The organism is Amycolatopsis saalfeldensis, from assembly GCF_900110575.1.
Classification (GTDB): Bacteria; Actinomycetota; Actinomycetes; order Mycobacteriales; family Pseudonocardiaceae; genus Amycolatopsis; species Amycolatopsis saalfeldensis.
On record NZ_FOEF01000011.1, the window covers coordinates 191,602 to 207,331 of the forward strand.

Here is a 15,730-nt window from a genome sequence, read left to right on the forward strand (position 1 = left end):
GAGCGGGTCATCGTCGTAGCTGTCCCGAGGAGTCCACCGTGTCCGCCGTGTCTTTCTCCGTCCCCGCCCGCCGCACCCGGCTGGTCCTCGTGACCGGTGCCGCCGCGGCCCTCGTCCTCACCGGCTGCACCAGCCGCGAGGCAACCCCGTCCGCGCCCTCCAACGGTGCCGGCCCGGCCGCTTCGGCCGCGTCGACGGCCCCGACCGCCGACGGCTGCACGCTGGCCAAGACCGGGTACCCCAAGATCGATCCGAAGACCGCGATCGTCGGCTTCTCCCAGTCGGAGAAGGAGGCCAACCCGTTCCGGATCGCCGAGACGCAGTCCATCCGCGACGAGGCGACCAAGCTCGGCATCCCGGCCGACCACCTGCTCACCACCAACGCGCAGAGCGACCTCAACAAGCAGATCAGCGACATCAAGTCGCTGCTCGACCGCGGCGCGCAGCTGCTCATCGTGGCCCCGCTGAACTCCGACGGCCTGGCGCCGGCGCTCGACGCGGCGAAGGCCAAGAAGGTCCCCGTGGTCACCATCGACCGCCAGGTGACCTCGAAGCCGTGCACCGACTACCTGACGTTCATCGGCTCCAACTTCGTGGAGCAGGGCCACCGCGCCGCCGCCGCGCTGGTGAAGTCGACCGGCGGCTCCGGCAAGGTCGCGATCCTGCTCGGCTCGTCGGGCAACGACGTGACGACCGGCCGCACCAAGGGCTTCAAGGACGAGCTGGCCAAGACCCCCGGCCTGTCCGTGGTGGCCGAGCAGACCGGTGACTTCGACCGGTCGAAGGGCCAGGCGGTGATGGAGCAGCTGATCCAGAGCCACCCCGACCTCACCGCCGTGTACGCGGAGAACGACGAGATGGGCATCGGCGCCGTCAACGCGCTGAAGACCGCGGGCAAGGCGCCGGGCAAGGACGTCAAGATCGTTTCGGTCGACGGCACGCGCAACGCCGTGCAGCTGATCGCCGACGGCAGCTACAACGCCGTGATCGAGTCGAACCCGCGGTTCGGCCCGCTCGCCTTCCAGACGCTGCAGCAGTTCGAGGGCGGGCAGCCGATCGCGCCGAGCATCGTGATCTCCGATGGCGCCTACGACGAGTCGAACGCGGCCCAGAAGGTCGGGAACGCGTTCTGATGACGAGCACGGCCGACGAGGACGTGGTGACCACGTCCGCACCGGTGCTCGAGGTGGCCGGGGTGACCAAGCGGTTCCCCGGCACGGTGGCCCTCGACGACGTCTCGTTCTCCCTGCGCCGGGGCGAGGTCCACGCCCTGGTCGGGGAGAACGGCGCCGGCAAGTCCACCCTGATCAAGGTCCTCACCGGCGTGTACCGGCCGGACGAGGGCGAGATCCGCCACCTCGGTGCGCCGGTCGGGTTCCGCCGGCCGATCGACGCGCAGCGCGCCGGCATCTCCACGATCTACCAGGAGGTCAACCTCGTCCCCCTGATGAGCATCGCGAGCAATGTTTTCCTCGGCCGCGAGCCGCGCACCCGCGCGGGCCTGGTGGACTGGGCGAAGCTGAACGCGGACGCGCGCGAGCTGCTCAAGGGCTACGGGATCGAAGCCGACGTGCGGCGCCCGCTGCACACGCTCGGCGTCGGCGCGCAGCAGATGGTCGCGCTGGCGCGGGCGGTGTCCACGGACGCCGGCGTGGTGGTGATGGACGAGCCGACGTCCTCGCTCGAGCCGCGCGAGGTGGACACGCTGTTCGAGGTGCTGGCCCGGCTGCACGCCGAGGGCATCGCGGTGATCTACGTGAGCCACCGGCTCGACGAGCTGTACCGGGTCTGCGACAGCGTCACGGTGCTGCGCGACGGCAAGGTCGTCCACAGTGGACCGTTGAAGCCGCTGCCGCGGATCGAGCTGGTGTCGATGATGCTGGGCCGGGAGATCCGGCAGATCCGCGCCGAGGGGGTCACCGCGTTCGGCGAGGAGCACCATGCCGAGCGGGAGCCGTTGCTGCGCGCGGAAAACCTCTCCGGCGGGCACAAGCTGCACGACGTCTCGGTCAGCGTGCGGCCCGGTGAGGTCGTCGGGCTGGCCGGGCTGCTCGGGTCCGGGCGCAGTGAGACGGCGCGGGCGCTGGTCGGCGCGTTCCCGCTCGACGGCGGCACCGTGCTGGTCGCCGGGAAGCCGCTGAAACGCGGCCGGATCGCGGCCGCCATGCGCGCCGGGATCGCCCTGCTCGCCGAGGACCGCAAGGCCGACGGCATCATCCCGAACCTGTCCGTGCGCGAGAACATCGTGCTGGCCGCGCTGCCTTCGCTGTCCACCTTGGGTTTTGTCAACCGGGCCAAGCAGGACCGCGTGGTGAAGACGTTCATGGACCGGCTGCGGATCAAGGCGGCGAGCCCGGAGCAGAAGGTCTCCGAGCTGTCCGGCGGCAACCAGCAGAAGGTGCTGCTGGCCCGCTGGCTCGCCACCGGGCCGAAGATCCTGCTGCTCGACGAGCCCACGCGCGGCATCGACGTCGGGGCGAAGGCCGAGGTCCAGGCCCTGATCGACGAGCTGGCGCGGGAAGGCCTGGCCGTGCTGCTGATCTCCTCGGAGCTGGAAGAGCTGCTCGACGGCGCCGACCGCGTGGTGGTGCTGCGCGACGGCTCCGTCGCCGGCGAGCTGACCGGCGAAGCCATCACCGAGGACAACGTGCTGGCCGCGATCGCGGCGGGGGGCGACGATGGTCACTGAAGAACTCGTGAGTGTTCAGAGCGGTTCTCACCGGCACAAACAAGCCTTGACCGGCTGGCTGCAGAACTACGGCGTGTACCTGGCCGTGGTCGTGCTGCTGCTGTTCAACGTGGTCTTCACGGAGAACTTCCTGTCCGCGGCCAACTTCCGCACGCAGCTGGTGCAGGCCGCGCCGGTGTGCATCGTCGCGCTCGGCATGGCGCTGGTGATCGGCACCGAGGGCATCGACCTGTCGGTCGGCTCGGTGATGTCGGTGGCCGCGGCGCTGGTGCCGCTGTACCTCGGCGCCGGGCCGGTCACAGCGGTCATCGTCGCGGTGCTCGCGGGGGTTGTTTCCGGGCTGTTCAGCGGTTTCCTGGTGGCGCGCCTGGGCATCCAGCCGATCATCGCGACGCTGGCGTTGCTCGTCGGCGGACGCGGGCTGGCGCTGGTGATCGCGCATGGCCAGCTCGTCGAGCTGCACAACCAGGACTTCCTCGCGCTGGGCACGGGCGAGGTGGTGGGCATCCCGGTGATGGTGCTCGTCGCCGCGGTGCTCGCCGTGCTGGCGGGGCTGCTGGTGCGGCGCACCACCTTCGGCCGTCACCTGGTGGCGGTCGGCGGCAACCGGCCGGCCGCGACGCTGGCCGGGCTGCCGGTGAAACGCGTGCTCATGGGCGTTTACGTGATCTCCGGCGCGCTGGCGGCCATCGCCGGCGTGCTGTCCACGGCGCGGCTCGGCGCGAGCGACCCCAACGACCTGGGCCTGCTGATGGAGCTGTCCGCGATCACCGCCGTGGTGGTCGGCGGCACGCCGCTGACCGGCGGCCGGGTGCGGGTGCTCGGCACGGTGTTCGGTGCGCTGCTGATGCAGCTGGTGCACGCGACCCTGATCAAGCACAACCTGCCGGACTCGGCCGCGCAGATGGTCCAGGCGGCCATCATCGTCGCGGCCGTCTACGTCGCCCGTGAGCGGAGCAGCCGATGACCGCCGTCACCGAAACCGACACCGCGGGCTCCTCCCGCGGTGCCCAGTTCGCCGGGGTGATCCAGCGGCAGGGCGCCGCGGTGGTGCTCGTGCTCGGGGTCATCGCCGCGTGGTTCGCGTTCCCGCGCTTCGGCTCCGCCGACAACCTGCGTGACCTGGCGTTGCAGGGCTCGTTCCTGGCCGTGATCGCGCTGGGGATGACGTTCGTGATCATCTCCGGCGGCATCGACCTGTCGGTCGGCTCGGTGTACGCGCTCGGCGGCGTGCTGGCCGCGTACGGCTCGCAGTACGGGCTGGCCGTCGCGATCGTGCTGCCGCTGGTGGTCTGCGCGCTGATCGGGCTGGTGAACGGGCTGCTGATCGCCCGGACGAAAATGGCGCCGTTCATCGTCACGCTGGCCTCGCTGCTGTTCGCGCGCGGTCTGCTGCTCGCGCTGACGAACGAAGGCGCCACCACGTACAAGGTGCCCGTCGGCTCCGCGTTCCTGTGGCTGGGCCAGGGCACGATCTTCGGCATCGGCGTGCCCGTGTACCTCGCGCTGATCCTCTTCGCCATCGGCGGAGTGGTGCTGCGGCGGACGCGGTTCGGGCAGTCGGTGTTCGCGCTCGGCGGCGCCGAGCAGTCCGCGTTGCTGATGGGGCTTCCCGTGGTGCGCACCAAAATCACGCTGTACACGCTCAGCGGCACTCTCGCCGGGCTGGCCGGCGTGCTCACCGCGGCGTACCTCCAGTCCGGCGTCACGGTGCTCGGCGTCGGCACGGAACTGGACGCCATCTCGGTGGTGGTCATCGGCGGCACCCTGCTCACGGGCGGCGCCGGGACGATCATCGGCACGCTCGTGGGCGTGCTGCTGCGCATCCTGATCCAGAACGTGATCAACCAGGTCGGCACCCTCGACTCCAACTACCAGACGGTGGTCAGCGGCGCGTTCCTGCTGATCGTCGTCGTGATCCAACGGCTATTGGCTCGTTCTCGCCGGTCCTGACCCGTCACACACAGGAGGTTCGACGATGTTCCGTCCTGCCCGCAGACCAGGCCGATGGGCCACGGCGGCGGCCGCGCTCGCCGTGGTGCTGTCCGGTCTCTCGAGTGCCCCGGCCACGGCCGCGGCTTCTCCACAGTGGCAACGGTTGACGCCACCGTTGACCACCCCGTGGACGAACCAGGTTTCGCCCACCAACGCGCTGCCGGACTACCCGCGCCCGCAGCAGACCCGCGACAAGTGGCAGAACCTCAACGGCGTCTGGGAGTTCGCGAAGGCCCAGCCCGGTGAGGCGCCGCCGATCGGCCGCTCGCTGGGCGAGCGGATCCTGGTGCCCTACCCGGTGGAGTCCGCGCTGTCCGGGATCATGCGCCACGAAACGCAGATGTGGTACCGGCGCACGTTCCAGGTGCCGAACAACTGGCAGGTCGGCGGCCGCGGCCAGCGGCTGCTGCTGCACTTCCAGGCCGTGGACTGGGACGCCACGGTGTACGTCAACGGCCGCGAGGTCACCCACCACACCGGCGGGTACGACGCGTTCTCCGTGGACGTCACCGACGCGCTGACCACGGCCAAGAACCAGGAGATCGTGGTCGGCGTCGCCGACCCGAACGACGCCGGCGGCCAGCCGCTGGGCAAGCAGCGCCAGCCCGGCGACGGGATCTTCTACACCCCGTCGTCCGGCATCTGGCAGACCGTGTGGCTGGAGCCGGTCACGCCGGCGCACATCGACCGCGTCGACACCACACCGGACGTCGCGAACGGCTCGGTGTCGGTGACCGCCCAGGTCGGCGGCCCGGTGCGGCAACGCGTCGAAGCCATCGCCTACGACCACGGCCGCGTCGTAGGCCGGGCCACCGGTGAAGCCAACAAACCGTTGCAGCTCAAGGTGGACAAGCCGCACCTGTGGACGCCGGACGACCCGTTCCTGTACGACCTGCGGGTGTCACTGTCCTCAGGGGACAGTGTCGGCTCGTACTTCGGGCTGCGCTCGATCTCGGTCGGCAAGACCGCGGACGGCAAGCAGCACATGCTGCTCAACGGCAAGTTCGTCATGCAGCTGGGCCCGCTCGACCAGGGCTTCTGGCCGGACGGCATCTACACCGCGCCGACCGACGCCGCGCTGAAGTTCGACCTGCAGCAGGAGAAGGCGCTCGGCTTCAACATGGTGCGCAAGCACATCAAGGTCGAGCCGGACCGCTGGTACTACTACGCCGACAAGCTCGGGCTGATGGTGTGGCAGGACATGCCGGCGATGAAGGACGACGTCGAAGCGACCCCGGCCGCCCAGGTGAACTTCGAGTCCGAAATGCACCGGATGATCGACCAGCACCGCAGCTTCCCGTCGATCGTCACCTGGGTGCCGTTCAACGAGGGCTGGGGCGACTACCAGGTCGGCCGGATCGCCGACGAGGTCAAGTCCTGGGACCCGACCCGGCTGGTGGACGCGGAGTCCGGGGTGAACTGCTGCCGGTCCGAACCGGACAGCGGCCGCGGGAACATCTACGACGACCACACCTACACCGGTCCGGGCACCCCGACACCGGACGCGACGAGAGCCGCCGTCGACGGTGAGTACGGCGGGCTCGGGCTCAAGGTCGACGGTCACCAATTCGACCCGGCCGGCAGCTTCGCGTACGAAATGGAGCCGGACAGCGCGACTCTTACGAAGCGTTACGGCGAGCTGCAGCAACGGCTTCTGCTCGCGGCCCAGCAATGCGGCGTCTCGGCCGGCGTCTACACGCAGACCACGGACGTCGAGAAGGAGGTCAACGGCTTCCTCACCTACGACCGTCAGGTGAAGAAGATGGACTTCGCGGCGGTCCGCGCGGCGAACCAGGCGGTGATCAAGGGCGCGACCGGCGCGCCGGTCAAGGGCCCGGTGGCCTCGCAGGGCACCCCGGGCATCGACGGCATCGCCGCCTACCCGTTCGACGAGAACACCGGCACCACGGCGGCCGACACGGTCGGCGGCCACAACGCCACCCTCGTCGGCGGCGCCGGCTGGACGGCAGGCCACAGCGGCTCGGCGCTGGCGGTGAACGGCTCCGGCCAGTACGCCGACACCGGCGCGCCGCTGGTCAAGACCGACGGCAGCTACAGCGTCGCGGCGTGGGTGAAGTTCACCGCGCTGGGCGACGGCTTCCAGACCGTGGTGAGCCAGGACGGCGGTGACCACAGCGCGTTCTTCCTGCAGTACTCCGGCGCGGACCACAAGCTGGCGTTCAGCTTCGTCGGCGTGCGGGCCCTCGCGCCGATGACGCCGGAAGCCGGCCGCTGGTACCACCTGGTCGGTGTCCGTGACGCCGCCACGGGGCAGCTCGCGCTGTACGTGGACGGCAAGCAGGCCGTGAGCCGCAACGTCTGCCTCGGCGAGGCGTCGACCGGCCACACCGTGATCGGGCGCGGCCAGTTCGGCGGCAACCCGGTCGACTACCTCAACGGCGCCGTCGACCAGGTCCACGTGTACGACCGCGCGCTGACCGAGCAGGAGGTGGCGACGCTTTACAGCTCCGGTGTGTGAGTGAGCCAGGAAGGCCGTCACGGGATCTCCCCCGTGGCGGCCTTCTTCGTGTTCTCCTGGTAGGAACAGGGCATGACCGAAGAAGAGCGGTACCAACTCGGGGTCGAGACCATGAACGCCGTGGGCGACGGCAGTGCCCAGCGGGTGATCGAAAGCCTCGGGGACATCGCGCCGGACATGGCCCGGCAGATCGTCTCCTGGGGATTCGGGGAGGTCTACTCGCGGCCCGCGCTCGTGCCGCGGGACCGGCAGCTGCTGACGCTCGGCATGCTGACCGCGCTCGGCGGGTGCGAGCCGCAGCTGGAGGTGCACATCGGCACCGCGCTGAACGTCGGGCTGACGCCGGCGGAGATCGTCGAGGCGCTGTTGCAGGCGGCGGCCTACTGCGGGTTCCCGAAGGCGCTGAACGCCACGTTCGTCGCCAAGAAGGTGTTCGGCGAACGCGGGCTGCTGCCGGTGACCGGGGCATGAAGGTGCTCCTGTTCGGCGCGACCGGCATGGTCGGGCAGGGCGTGCTGCGGGAATGCCTGCTCGACGACCGCGTCGAGCAGGTCCTCACGGTCGGGCGGACGGCCACCGGCACCGTGCACCCGAAACTGGCCGAGCTGGTCCCCGAAGACCTCGCGGACCTCAGCGGGCACACCGCCGAACTCTCCCGTTACGACACGTGTTTCTTCTGCCTCGGCGTCTCCTCCGCTGGTATGCCGGCCGAGGAGTACGAGCGGATCACTTACCAGCTCACGCTTTCCGTCGCCCGGACGCTGGTGGACGCGCGGCCGCACAGCACGTTCATCTACGTGTCGGGCGCTGGCACCGACAGCAGCGAGCGCGGGCGCATCCGCTGGGCGCGGGTCAAGGGCGCCACGGAAAACGCGCTGAAGCGCTTGCCACTCACCACGTACTTCTTCCGGCCCGGCGCGGTCCAGCCGATGCACGGGATCACCTCGAAAACCCCGCTGTACCGGGTGATCTACCGATTCACCGGGCCGCTGTTCGCCGTGCTGCGCCGGGTGGCGCCCGCGACCGTCACCACCACGGAGGAACTGGGCCGCGCGATGGTGTCGGTGACCGCCGACGGCTACCCGCGGCAGATCCTCGAGCCGCGCGACATCACCGCTGCCGGGCGACGAGACCGACCAGCAGGTTGACCAGGCCCTCGGTGAGGCCGTCCGCGAACATCCGCGACGCGGGCGGCGCGCCGAGTTCGGCCGCCGCCGTCGCGACCGCCTCGGTCGGATTGGCGAACGGCCACAATCCCGCCACCACAACAAAAACGGCGCCCGCGAAGTGGTTCGCGCCCTCGTCCGACAGCTCCGGCACCCGGGCCCGGACCAGCCCGGCGAGGCGGCCGGTGTTGGCGGCCGCGCGCGCTTTGAAGCCGCGCGCGAACTCGATGGAGATGTTGCGCTCCAGCACCGAAGCCATGGCGCTGATGAGTTCGCACAGCAGCCGGTCCCCCCGCAGCGAACGCGCGATCGTCGCGGCGACCCGCTCCTCGCGCGCGTACCCCGGCCCCTCCTCGACCGGCTCGGCCAGCTCCCGCTCGACGCCGTCCAGCCACGCCCGCCACACCCCGTCCAGCACCTCGAGGAAAATCGCCTCGCGGCTGTCGAAGTAGCGCAGCACATTGGACTTCGCCAGCCCCACGCGGTCACTCAGCTCACGCAGGCTGATCTCGGCGACCGGCCGCTCGCGCAGCATCGCGGTCGCCGTCTCGAGGATCGTGACGCGCCGGGCCTCGATCTGCTCGGGCCGCCGCGCGCGCTGGAAACCGGCGCTCACCGGGCCGAGAATAGCAGCCCGGCAGTCTTTTAACGGCCGTCTCAGGGTCCATTGGGTGACTTCCCCGATGTCCCGCCGAACGACCGGCAACACACTGAAGTCATGCGCAAAACGGCTGTGTTCACCGTCGTGTTCACCTTCGTCGCCCTGATGGTGAGCGGGTGTGGTTCGGCTTCGGCACCAGCCGCCGCGCCGGACAACGGCAACGTGAATCTCACGGACTACAGCGACAACGACGGGACCAAGGCGAAGGTCGTGCTCACCGGCGCGATCGGTGACTACGGCGACGCGGTGAGCCTCACCTCGAACGGCGACGCGCACGGCCGGCGCACCGACATCGACCTGACCGTCAACGTCAACGAGGTCGACGTCAAGGACCACTGCGGCCCGGGAGCCAAGTTCCTCAGCCAGACGATCGTCATCACCGGGCCGGGGACGGTCGGCTAGGCCTCCGGCGCCGGGTCCGGCTCCGCGCGACGGGCCTGCACCCGGCGGTAGCTCCAGATCAGCAGCGTGAAGAGGATCAGCCCGGACAGGATCAGGCTCGAGCCCGCGCTCCAGCCGCCGAACGGCAGCGACTTCACCAGCCCCCACACCACCCCGGCGGCCATCAGGCCCAGACCGGCGAGCACCGAACCCGCGATCCGCAGCGGTGACGCGACGCTGTCCTCCGCCGCCTTCATCGCGCGCCGGCGCACGGGGTCGACGAACTTCTGCAGCGCCGGGAACTCCGAGGCCAGCACGATCAGGCCCGCGAGCACCAGCAGCAGCCCGGGGCCGGGCAGCACCAGCAGCACCACGCCGACGGCCACCAGCACCCCGCCGGCCACCGCGGCCGCCACCCGTTTCACCGGTTTGCCGACTCCCATGCGCTTTCCCCTCCCGTGTCCGGTTCCGCCAGTCTGCCCGCTCCGGGCGCGGACTACCCGGCCACGTGGGCGCCCAGCTGGTCAAGCCAGTCACCGGTGCCCTGCACGCGCCAGGACGGGTCCTCGTGCCCGTCGAGGAACGTGCCCTGCTCGGTGAGGACCAGATGCGTGCCGTCGCCGTCGGACTCCAGTTCGATGGTGGTCACGGAAATCGTGGTGATGATCCCGGCGGGCGAGCGCATGGTGCCCGAGTAGACGATCCGCTCCCCCGGCACGATGTCGTGGTATTCGGCGGTGAACACCAGCCCGCGCGCGGCGTTCACCTCCTGCCCGCCGACGCGGAAGTCCAGGGAGTGCTCGCCGCCGGGCGTGGCGAACCAGGCGGCCTTGGCCGCGGGGTCGGACCAGGCGGCGAACACCTTCGCGGGCGGTGCCGGGTAACGGCGTTCCAGCGTGAACGTGGTGTGTTTGGTGAAAACGTCGGTCATCACTTGCTCCCCGGGTTGGGTCCTTCGTCGGTTTCCGGTGGTTCATCAGTGAGGAAGTCGCCGAGGCTGTCCAGCCGGCGCTCCCAGTCGGTGCGCTGCGCGCCCAGCCACTCCTGGGCCAGCCGCAGCCCCGCCGGCTCGAGCCGGCAGGTGCGGACCCGGCCGTTCTTCTCCGAGCGCACCAGCCCGCAGTCCTGGAGCACCTGGAGGTGCTGCATCACCGCGGGCAGCGACATGGCGAACGGCCGGGCCAGCTCACTCACCGCGGCGGGCCCGCGGACCAGCCGCTCGACGAGCCGGCGCCGGGTGGAGTCGGCCAAGGCCTGGAACACCCGGTCGAGCCAGTCCGAATCGTTAACCATGTCCTTGACTATCCGCCCGCACCCGCCGATAGTCAAGTAAATACTTAAGTTTCAAGAAAGCTCGCTCCCGGCTGTCGATTCCGGTGGGTCCCGATAGTCGGGGTGGTAACGAACCGGGAAAGGAGACCGTCGTGAACCAGCCCGACCCCCGCCGCTGGGCGGCGCTCGCAGTGCTCTGCACGGCCAACTTCATGGTCATCCTCGACTCGCAGATCGTGCTGCTCGCGCTGCCCTCGATCGACCGCGCCCTGGGCTTCGCCGCCGGGAACGCGCAGTGGGTGCTCACCGCGTACCTGCTCAGCTTCGGCGGCCTGCTGCTGCTCGGCGGCCGCGTCGCGGACCTCGCCGGACGGCGCCGGGTCTTCCTCGGCGGGACGGCTTTGTTCCTCGTCTCGTCGCTGCTGTGCGGACTGGCCTGGACACCCGCGATCCTGATCGGCGCGCGTGTGCTGCAAGGCGTTTCGGCCGCGCTGATGGCACCGAGCGCGCTTTCGCTGGTGCTGACCACGTTCCCGGGCGGCGCCGAGCGCAACCGGGCCATCGCGGCGTGGTCCTCGGTCGGCGGGATCGGCGCGACGGCCGCGCTCATCGTCGGCGGCGCGCTGACCCGCGCACTGGGCTGGCCCTGGGTGTTCTTCCTCAACGTGCCCGTGGCCGCCGGGCTGCTGCTGGCGGGCGCGAGCCTGCTGCGGGAGAGCCGGGAACGCACCGCGCGGGGCTTCGACGTGACGGGCGCGGTGACCGTCACCGCCGCGCTGGCCTGCGGCCTCCTCGCGCTGACCCGCGCGCCGGAGGGCGGCTGGACCAGCCCGTGGACGCTGGTGCTGCTGGCCGTTTCGGCCGGGCTGTTCCTGGCGTTCGCCGCGACCGAACGACGCTCGGCGGCGCCGCTGGTCCCCTGGGGACTGTTCCGTTCCCGCCTGGTCACCGGCGGGAACCTGGTGACGCTGGCGGGCGCGATGGCGGTTTTCGGCACCTCCCTCACCGTCTCCGAATACGCGCAGCGGGAACTCGGCCTGTCCCCGCTGATGTTCGGGCTCGCCGCCACCGCGCTGCCCGTGCTCGCGATCGTCGGCGCGTCCGCCGGGCAGGCCGCGGTGACGCGGTTCGGCTACCGCCCCGTCGCCGTCGCCGGTCTGGCCTCGGTGGCCGCCGGCTGCCTGACGCTGACCACGGTGTCGCCGGACGGCCCGTACCTGCTGAGCCTGCTGCCCGGGCTGGCGCTGGTCGGTTTCGGGCTGGGCGGCGGCGGGCTCGCCGGGTCCACCGCGGCGCTGGCCGGCGCCGCCGAACCGGACGCCGGGGTCGCTTCGGGCGTCAACACCGCGGCGTTCCAGGTCGGCGGCGCGATCGGCGTCGCCGCACTGTCCACAGTGGCCACATCGACGGCCGACGGCCCGGCGTTCGCCTTCGCGGCGGTGCTCGCCGGGCTCGGCGTCCTGGCCGGCGCGACCATCCTGCGGCCCCGCCGGCTCGACCTCGCGCCCGAAGCGCGGTAGGAACCACCCGAGAGAAGGAGCGATCCGATGCGTTACATGTTGCTGATCTGCGGCCAGAGCAACGAGGGCAGCAAGCCGCCCGAGGACGGCCCCGCCGACCCGGCCACCGAATCGTGGATGGCGGAGATGGACGGCCGCGGCGTGCGCCTGATCGGCGACCGGCTCCGGCCCGCGAGCATGGCGACCACCGTGCGGGTGAAGGACGGCGAGGTGCTGCTGTCGGACGGGCCCTTCGCCGAGACGAAGGAGCAGATCCTCGGCTTCGACCTGCTGGAGTGCGCGGACCTGGACGAGGCGATCGAGGTCGCGTCGAAGCACCCGGCCGCGTCGTGGGGGACCATCGAAGTCCGTCCGCTGTGGCCTTTTGAAGCACCGGAGCAGGCCTGAACACCGAGGCCGCGGTAACGGCCGCCTTCCGCGAGGAGGGCGGCCGGGTGATCGCCACGCTGATCCGGCTGACCGGCGATTGGGACCTGGCCGAGGAGTCCGCGCAGGAGGCGTTGGCCCGCGCGCTCGAACGCTGGCCCCGCGACGGCATCCCCCAACGGCCGGGCGCCTGGCTCACGACCACCGCACGCAACCACGCCCTGACGCGTCTCAAGCGAAGCGCCACCGAAGCAGCGAAGCTCCGCGATGTCGCGACGCTCGCTTCGCACGACGAGCCGGACGCCGACCCCAGCGGCGTCCAGGACGACCGGCTGCGGCTGATGTTCACCTGCTGTCACCCGGCGTTGCCGCTGGAGGGCCGCGTCGCGCTGACGCTGCGCACGCTCGGCGGGCTGAGCACGGCGGAGATCGCGCGGGCGTTCCTGGTCACCGAGTCCACGATGGCGCAGCGGCTGGTGCGGACGAAACGCAAGATCCGCGAAGCCGGCATCCCCTACCGCGTGCCGCCCGCGCACCTGCTGCCGGAGCGGACGACGGCGGTGCTGGGTGTGGTGTACCTGCTGTTCAACGAGGGTTACGGGCCCGCCCGCCCCGATCTGTGCGCGGAGGCCATCCGGCTCGCCCGGATCCTGGCGGAGCTGATGCCCGCCGAGCCGGAGATCGAGGGACTGCTGGCGTTGATGCTGCTGCAATCCTCACGCCGTAAAGCGCGCCTCGACGACGAAGGCGAGCTCGTCACGCTCGAGGACCAGGACCGTTCCCGCTGGGACGCGGGCGCGATCGAGGAAGGGCTGGCGCTGGTGGAAAAGGCACTGACCGAGACGGCCCGGCGCCGCGCCTCGGCCGGGCCGTACCAGTTGCAGGCGGCGATCGCGGCGTGCCACGCGAGCGCGCCCACCGCCGGGGCGACCGACTGGCCGCAGATCGCGGCGCTGTACGGCGAGTTGCTGAAACGCCTGCCGTCGCCGGTCGTGGAGCTGAACCGCGCGGTCGCCGTCGCCATGGCGGACGGCCCCGAGGCGGGGCTCGCGCTGGTGACGGCCATGCGGGAGGACCCGCGGCTGGCGCACTACCACCTGCTGCCCGCCACCCGCGGCGATCTGCTGCGCCGGCTCGGCCGTCGCCCGGAGGCCATCGAGGCCTACCAGCAGGCGCTGGAACTGGCCACCGACGAGGCGGACCGCCGCTTCCTGGCCCGCCGCATCAGCAACCTCCTGGACTAAACCCCTTACACCCCACCGGAAAGCAGCTGCTCGAACGGAACCGACGCGAACTCCGGCTCACCCACGGCCTCGGGCGCCGCCGAGACCAGCGCCGCCAGCTCTCCCGCCGCGCGCTCGACACGCTGCTGCAACGCACCCGTCGCGGCGACGCTGCCCCAGTCCGACGAAGCCGCGTACACACCCGTCGCCACCGGCGTGGCGCGAAGGTACGCGAAGAGCGGGCGCAGCGCGAAGTCCAGCACGAGTGAGTGCCGTTCCGTGCCGCCCGTCGCGGCGAGCAGCGCGGGCTTACCGTCGAGCGCTTCTTTGTCCAGCACGTCGAAGAAGGACTTGAACAGCCCGCTGTACGACGCGGTGAAGACCGGCGTGACGGCGATCAGCGCGTCGGCCCGCGTCACGGTGTCGATCGCCTTGCGCAGCCGCGGGCTGGGAAAACCGGTGAGCAGGTTGTTGGTGACGTCCACGGCCACCTCGCGCAGCTCGATCACCTCGACCGTGGTCTCGGGGCCCAGTGCGGCGCGGGTGGCCTCCGCCAGCCGGTCGGCCAGCAGCCGCGTCGACGACGGCTGGCTCAGCCCGGCGGTGACCACGGCGATGGTGCGTGCGGTCATTTTCTCTTCTCCAGACTCGGTAAAGACTCAGACGAGGGCGTTTTCGCTGTCACGCGCGGCCTTCAGCGACTCGTGCGTGGGAGCGTCCGGAACGTGCGCCGGGCGCTTCGCCTCGAGCTCCTTGCGCAGCACCGGAACGACCTCCTCGCCGAGCAGGTCGAGCTGCTCCAGCACGGTCTTCAGCGGCAGGCCGGCGTGGTCCATCAGGAACAGCTGGCGCTGGTAGTCGCCGAAGTGCTCGCGGAAGGTCAGCGTCTTGTCGATGACCTCCTGCGGGCTGCCGACCGTCAGCGGCGTCTGCTCGGTGAAGTCCTCCAGCGACGGCCCGTTCCCGTACACCGGCGCCTGGTCGAAGTACGGCCGGAACTCGTTCCACGCGTCCTGCGACTTCGGCCGGATGAACGCCTGCCCGCCGAGGCCGACGATGGCCTGGTCGGCCTGGCCGTGGCCGTAGTGCTCGTAACGCTGGCGGTAGAAGGCGATCAGCTGCTGGTAGTGCTGGGTCGGCCAGAAGATGTGGTTGGCGAAGAAGCCGTCGCCGTAGAACGCGGCCTGCTCGGCGATCTCCGGGCTGCGGATCGAGCCGTGCCAGACGAACGGCGGCACGTCGTCGAGCGGGCGCGGGGTGGAGGTGAAGCCCTGCAACGGAGTGCGGAACTTGCCTTCCCAGTCCACCACTTCCTCGCGCCAGAGCCGCCGCAGCAGCGCGTAGTTCTCGATCGCGAGCGGGATGCCCTGGCGGATGTCCTGGCCGAACCAGGGGTAGACCGGCCCGGTGTTGCCGCGGCCCATCATCAGGTCCACGCGGCCTTCGGCGAGGTGCTGCAGCATCGCGAAGTCCTCGGCGATCTTCACCGGGTCGTTCGTGGTGATCAGCGTGGTCGACGTCGAGAGCACCAGCTTCTCCGTCTGCGCCGCGATGAAGCCGAGCATGGTGGTCGGCGACGACGGCACGAACGGCGGGTTGTGGTGCTCCCCCGTGGCGAACACGTCCAGGCCGACCTCCTCGGCCTTGCGGGCGATCCGGACCATCGCCTTGATGCGCTCGTGCTCCGACGGCGCCGTGCCCGTGGTGGGGTCCGTCGTGACGTCGCCCACCGTGAAGATTCCGAACTGCATGACCGCTCCTCGACGCTGGTTCCTGCGTGGCTCTGCGCTCAACCACTCGCGCGGAAGATGTATTCCTTCTTGACCATACCGGTGACCTGGGACACGCTGTGCCGCCACACCCGGACCCGAGGGCGCGGAAGCTGTCGGTGGGTGCGGATATCCTGCAGTACGGTGTCAGCCCGGGAGCACAGCTCCGGCGTGCGCACCGAACCCTGTCCACCGCCAGCTGCCTTGAT

General features: G+C 70.6%; 17 protein-coding genes. 11 read left to right on the plus strand and 6 right to left on the minus strand.

What is annotated here, in order from left to right; translation table 11 throughout:
* Positions 1 to 47 precede the first annotated feature (47 nt).
* The 7 genes from BMY97_RS24700 (at position 48) to BMY97_RS24730 (ending at position 8,311) form a co-directional block, all read left to right on the plus strand.
* Positions 48 to 1,133 carry an ABC transporter substrate-binding protein gene (locus BMY97_RS24700; RefSeq protein WP_091620602.1) on the plus strand — a complete coding sequence of 362 codons (1,086 nt, stop codon included), beginning with the start codon at positions 48 to 50 and terminating at the stop codon, positions 1,131 to 1,133.
* The gene (locus BMY97_RS24705) at positions 1,133 to 2,689 is read left to right on the plus strand and encodes a sugar ABC transporter ATP-binding protein (RefSeq protein WP_091620321.1); all 1,557 of its coding nucleotides are present in this window, start codon (positions 1,133 to 1,135) and stop codon (positions 2,687 to 2,689) included. Before BMY97_RS24700 ends, BMY97_RS24705 begins: the two co-directional genes overlap by 1 nt.
* Positions 2,679 to 3,656, plus strand: a complete 978-nt coding sequence (locus BMY97_RS24710) for an ABC transporter permease (RefSeq protein ID WP_091620324.1) — start codon at positions 2,679 to 2,681, stop codon at positions 3,654 to 3,656. Before BMY97_RS24705 ends, BMY97_RS24710 begins: the two co-directional genes overlap by 11 nt.
* A complete protein-coding gene (locus BMY97_RS24715; RefSeq protein ID WP_091620326.1) occupies positions 3,653 to 4,642 on the plus strand; it encodes an ABC transporter permease in 990 nt (329 codons plus the stop codon). Before BMY97_RS24710 ends, BMY97_RS24715 begins: the two co-directional genes overlap by 4 nt.
* A 25-nt stretch (positions 4,643 to 4,667) precedes the next feature.
* A complete protein-coding gene (locus BMY97_RS24720) occupies positions 4,668 to 7,163 on the plus strand; it encodes a LamG-like jellyroll fold domain-containing protein (RefSeq protein WP_091620329.1) in 2,496 nt (831 codons plus the stop codon).
* Between the two features lie 72 nt (positions 7,164 to 7,235).
* A complete protein-coding gene (locus BMY97_RS24725; RefSeq protein WP_091620332.1) occupies positions 7,236 to 7,634 on the plus strand; it encodes a carboxymuconolactone decarboxylase family protein in 399 nt (132 codons plus the stop codon).
* Positions 7,631 to 8,311: a Rossmann-fold NAD(P)-binding domain-containing protein gene (locus BMY97_RS24730; RefSeq protein WP_091620335.1), complete on the plus strand. Its 681-nt coding sequence runs from the start codon at positions 7,631 to 7,633 to the stop codon at positions 8,309 to 8,311. The genes BMY97_RS24725 and BMY97_RS24730 overlap by 4 nt, the downstream gene beginning before the upstream one ends.
* Here the strand turns inward: BMY97_RS24730 and BMY97_RS24735 are convergent.
* Positions 8,274 to 8,945, minus strand: coding sequence for a TetR/AcrR family transcriptional regulator (locus BMY97_RS24735; RefSeq protein ID WP_091620338.1), 672 nt, complete (start codon positions 8,943 to 8,945; stop codon positions 8,274 to 8,276). The genes BMY97_RS24730 and BMY97_RS24735 overlap by 38 nt on opposite strands.
* A gap of 102 nt (positions 8,946 to 9,047) precedes the next feature.
* Between BMY97_RS24735 and BMY97_RS24740 the strand changes: the two genes are divergently transcribed.
* Positions 9,048 to 9,392: a hypothetical protein gene (locus BMY97_RS24740; protein WP_091620342.1), complete on the plus strand. Its 345-nt coding sequence runs from the start codon at positions 9,048 to 9,050 to the stop codon at positions 9,390 to 9,392.
* On the opposite strand, the gene BMY97_RS24745 is transcribed toward BMY97_RS24740, so the two are convergent.
* Genes BMY97_RS24745 through BMY97_RS24755 form a run of 3 tightly spaced genes read right to left on the minus strand, consistent with a single transcriptional unit; the run spans position 9,389 to position 10,664 of the window.
* On the minus strand, positions 9,389 to 9,814 hold the full coding sequence (locus tag BMY97_RS24745; protein WP_091620344.1) for a PGPGW domain-containing protein: 426 nt from the start codon (positions 9,812 to 9,814) through the stop codon (positions 9,389 to 9,391). The two genes, BMY97_RS24740 and BMY97_RS24745, sit on opposite strands and share 4 nt — an antisense overlap.
* Positions 9,815 to 9,867: 53 nt before the next feature.
* Positions 9,868 to 10,302, minus strand: a complete 435-nt coding sequence (locus tag BMY97_RS24750; protein ID WP_091620347.1) for an SRPBCC domain-containing protein — start codon at positions 10,300 to 10,302, stop codon at positions 9,868 to 9,870.
* On the minus strand, positions 10,302 to 10,664 hold the full coding sequence (locus BMY97_RS24755; RefSeq protein ID WP_091620350.1) for an ArsR/SmtB family transcription factor: 363 nt from the start codon (positions 10,662 to 10,664) through the stop codon (positions 10,302 to 10,304). The genes BMY97_RS24750 and BMY97_RS24755 overlap by 1 nt, the downstream gene beginning before the upstream one ends.
* Positions 10,665 to 10,795: 131 nt before the next feature.
* Here BMY97_RS24755 and BMY97_RS24760 point away from each other — a divergent pair, with 131 nt between their 5' ends.
* Genes BMY97_RS24760 through BMY97_RS24770 form a run of 3 tightly spaced genes read left to right on the plus strand, consistent with a single transcriptional unit; the run spans position 10,796 to position 13,773 of the window.
* Positions 10,796 to 12,163: an MFS transporter gene (locus BMY97_RS24760; RefSeq protein ID WP_218156859.1), complete on the plus strand. Its 1,368-nt coding sequence runs from the start codon at positions 10,796 to 10,798 to the stop codon at positions 12,161 to 12,163.
* 27 nt (positions 12,164 to 12,190) lie between these two features.
* On the plus strand, positions 12,191 to 12,550 hold the full coding sequence (locus tag BMY97_RS24765) for a YciI family protein (RefSeq protein WP_091620352.1): 360 nt from the start codon (positions 12,191 to 12,193) through the stop codon (positions 12,548 to 12,550).
* Positions 12,547 to 13,773 (plus strand): RNA polymerase sigma factor, encoded by a 1,227-nt coding sequence (locus tag BMY97_RS24770; protein WP_091620355.1) that lies wholly within the window; start codon positions 12,547 to 12,549, stop codon positions 13,771 to 13,773. Before BMY97_RS24765 ends, BMY97_RS24770 begins: the two co-directional genes overlap by 4 nt.
* A gap of 5 nt (positions 13,774 to 13,778) precedes the next feature.
* Here the strand turns inward: BMY97_RS24770 and BMY97_RS24775 are convergent, their stop codons facing one another.
* Together BMY97_RS24775 and BMY97_RS24780 are read right to left on the minus strand one after the other, a co-directional pair.
* Entirely contained in the window at positions 13,779 to 14,384 is a 606-nt protein-coding gene (locus BMY97_RS24775) for an FMN reductase (RefSeq protein ID WP_091620358.1), read from the minus strand.
* 27 nt (positions 14,385 to 14,411) lie between these two features.
* Positions 14,412 to 15,503, minus strand: a complete 1,092-nt coding sequence (locus BMY97_RS24780) for an LLM class flavin-dependent oxidoreductase (protein WP_091620361.1) — start codon at positions 15,501 to 15,503, stop codon at positions 14,412 to 14,414.
* Positions 15,504 to 15,730: the final 227 nt, after the last annotated feature.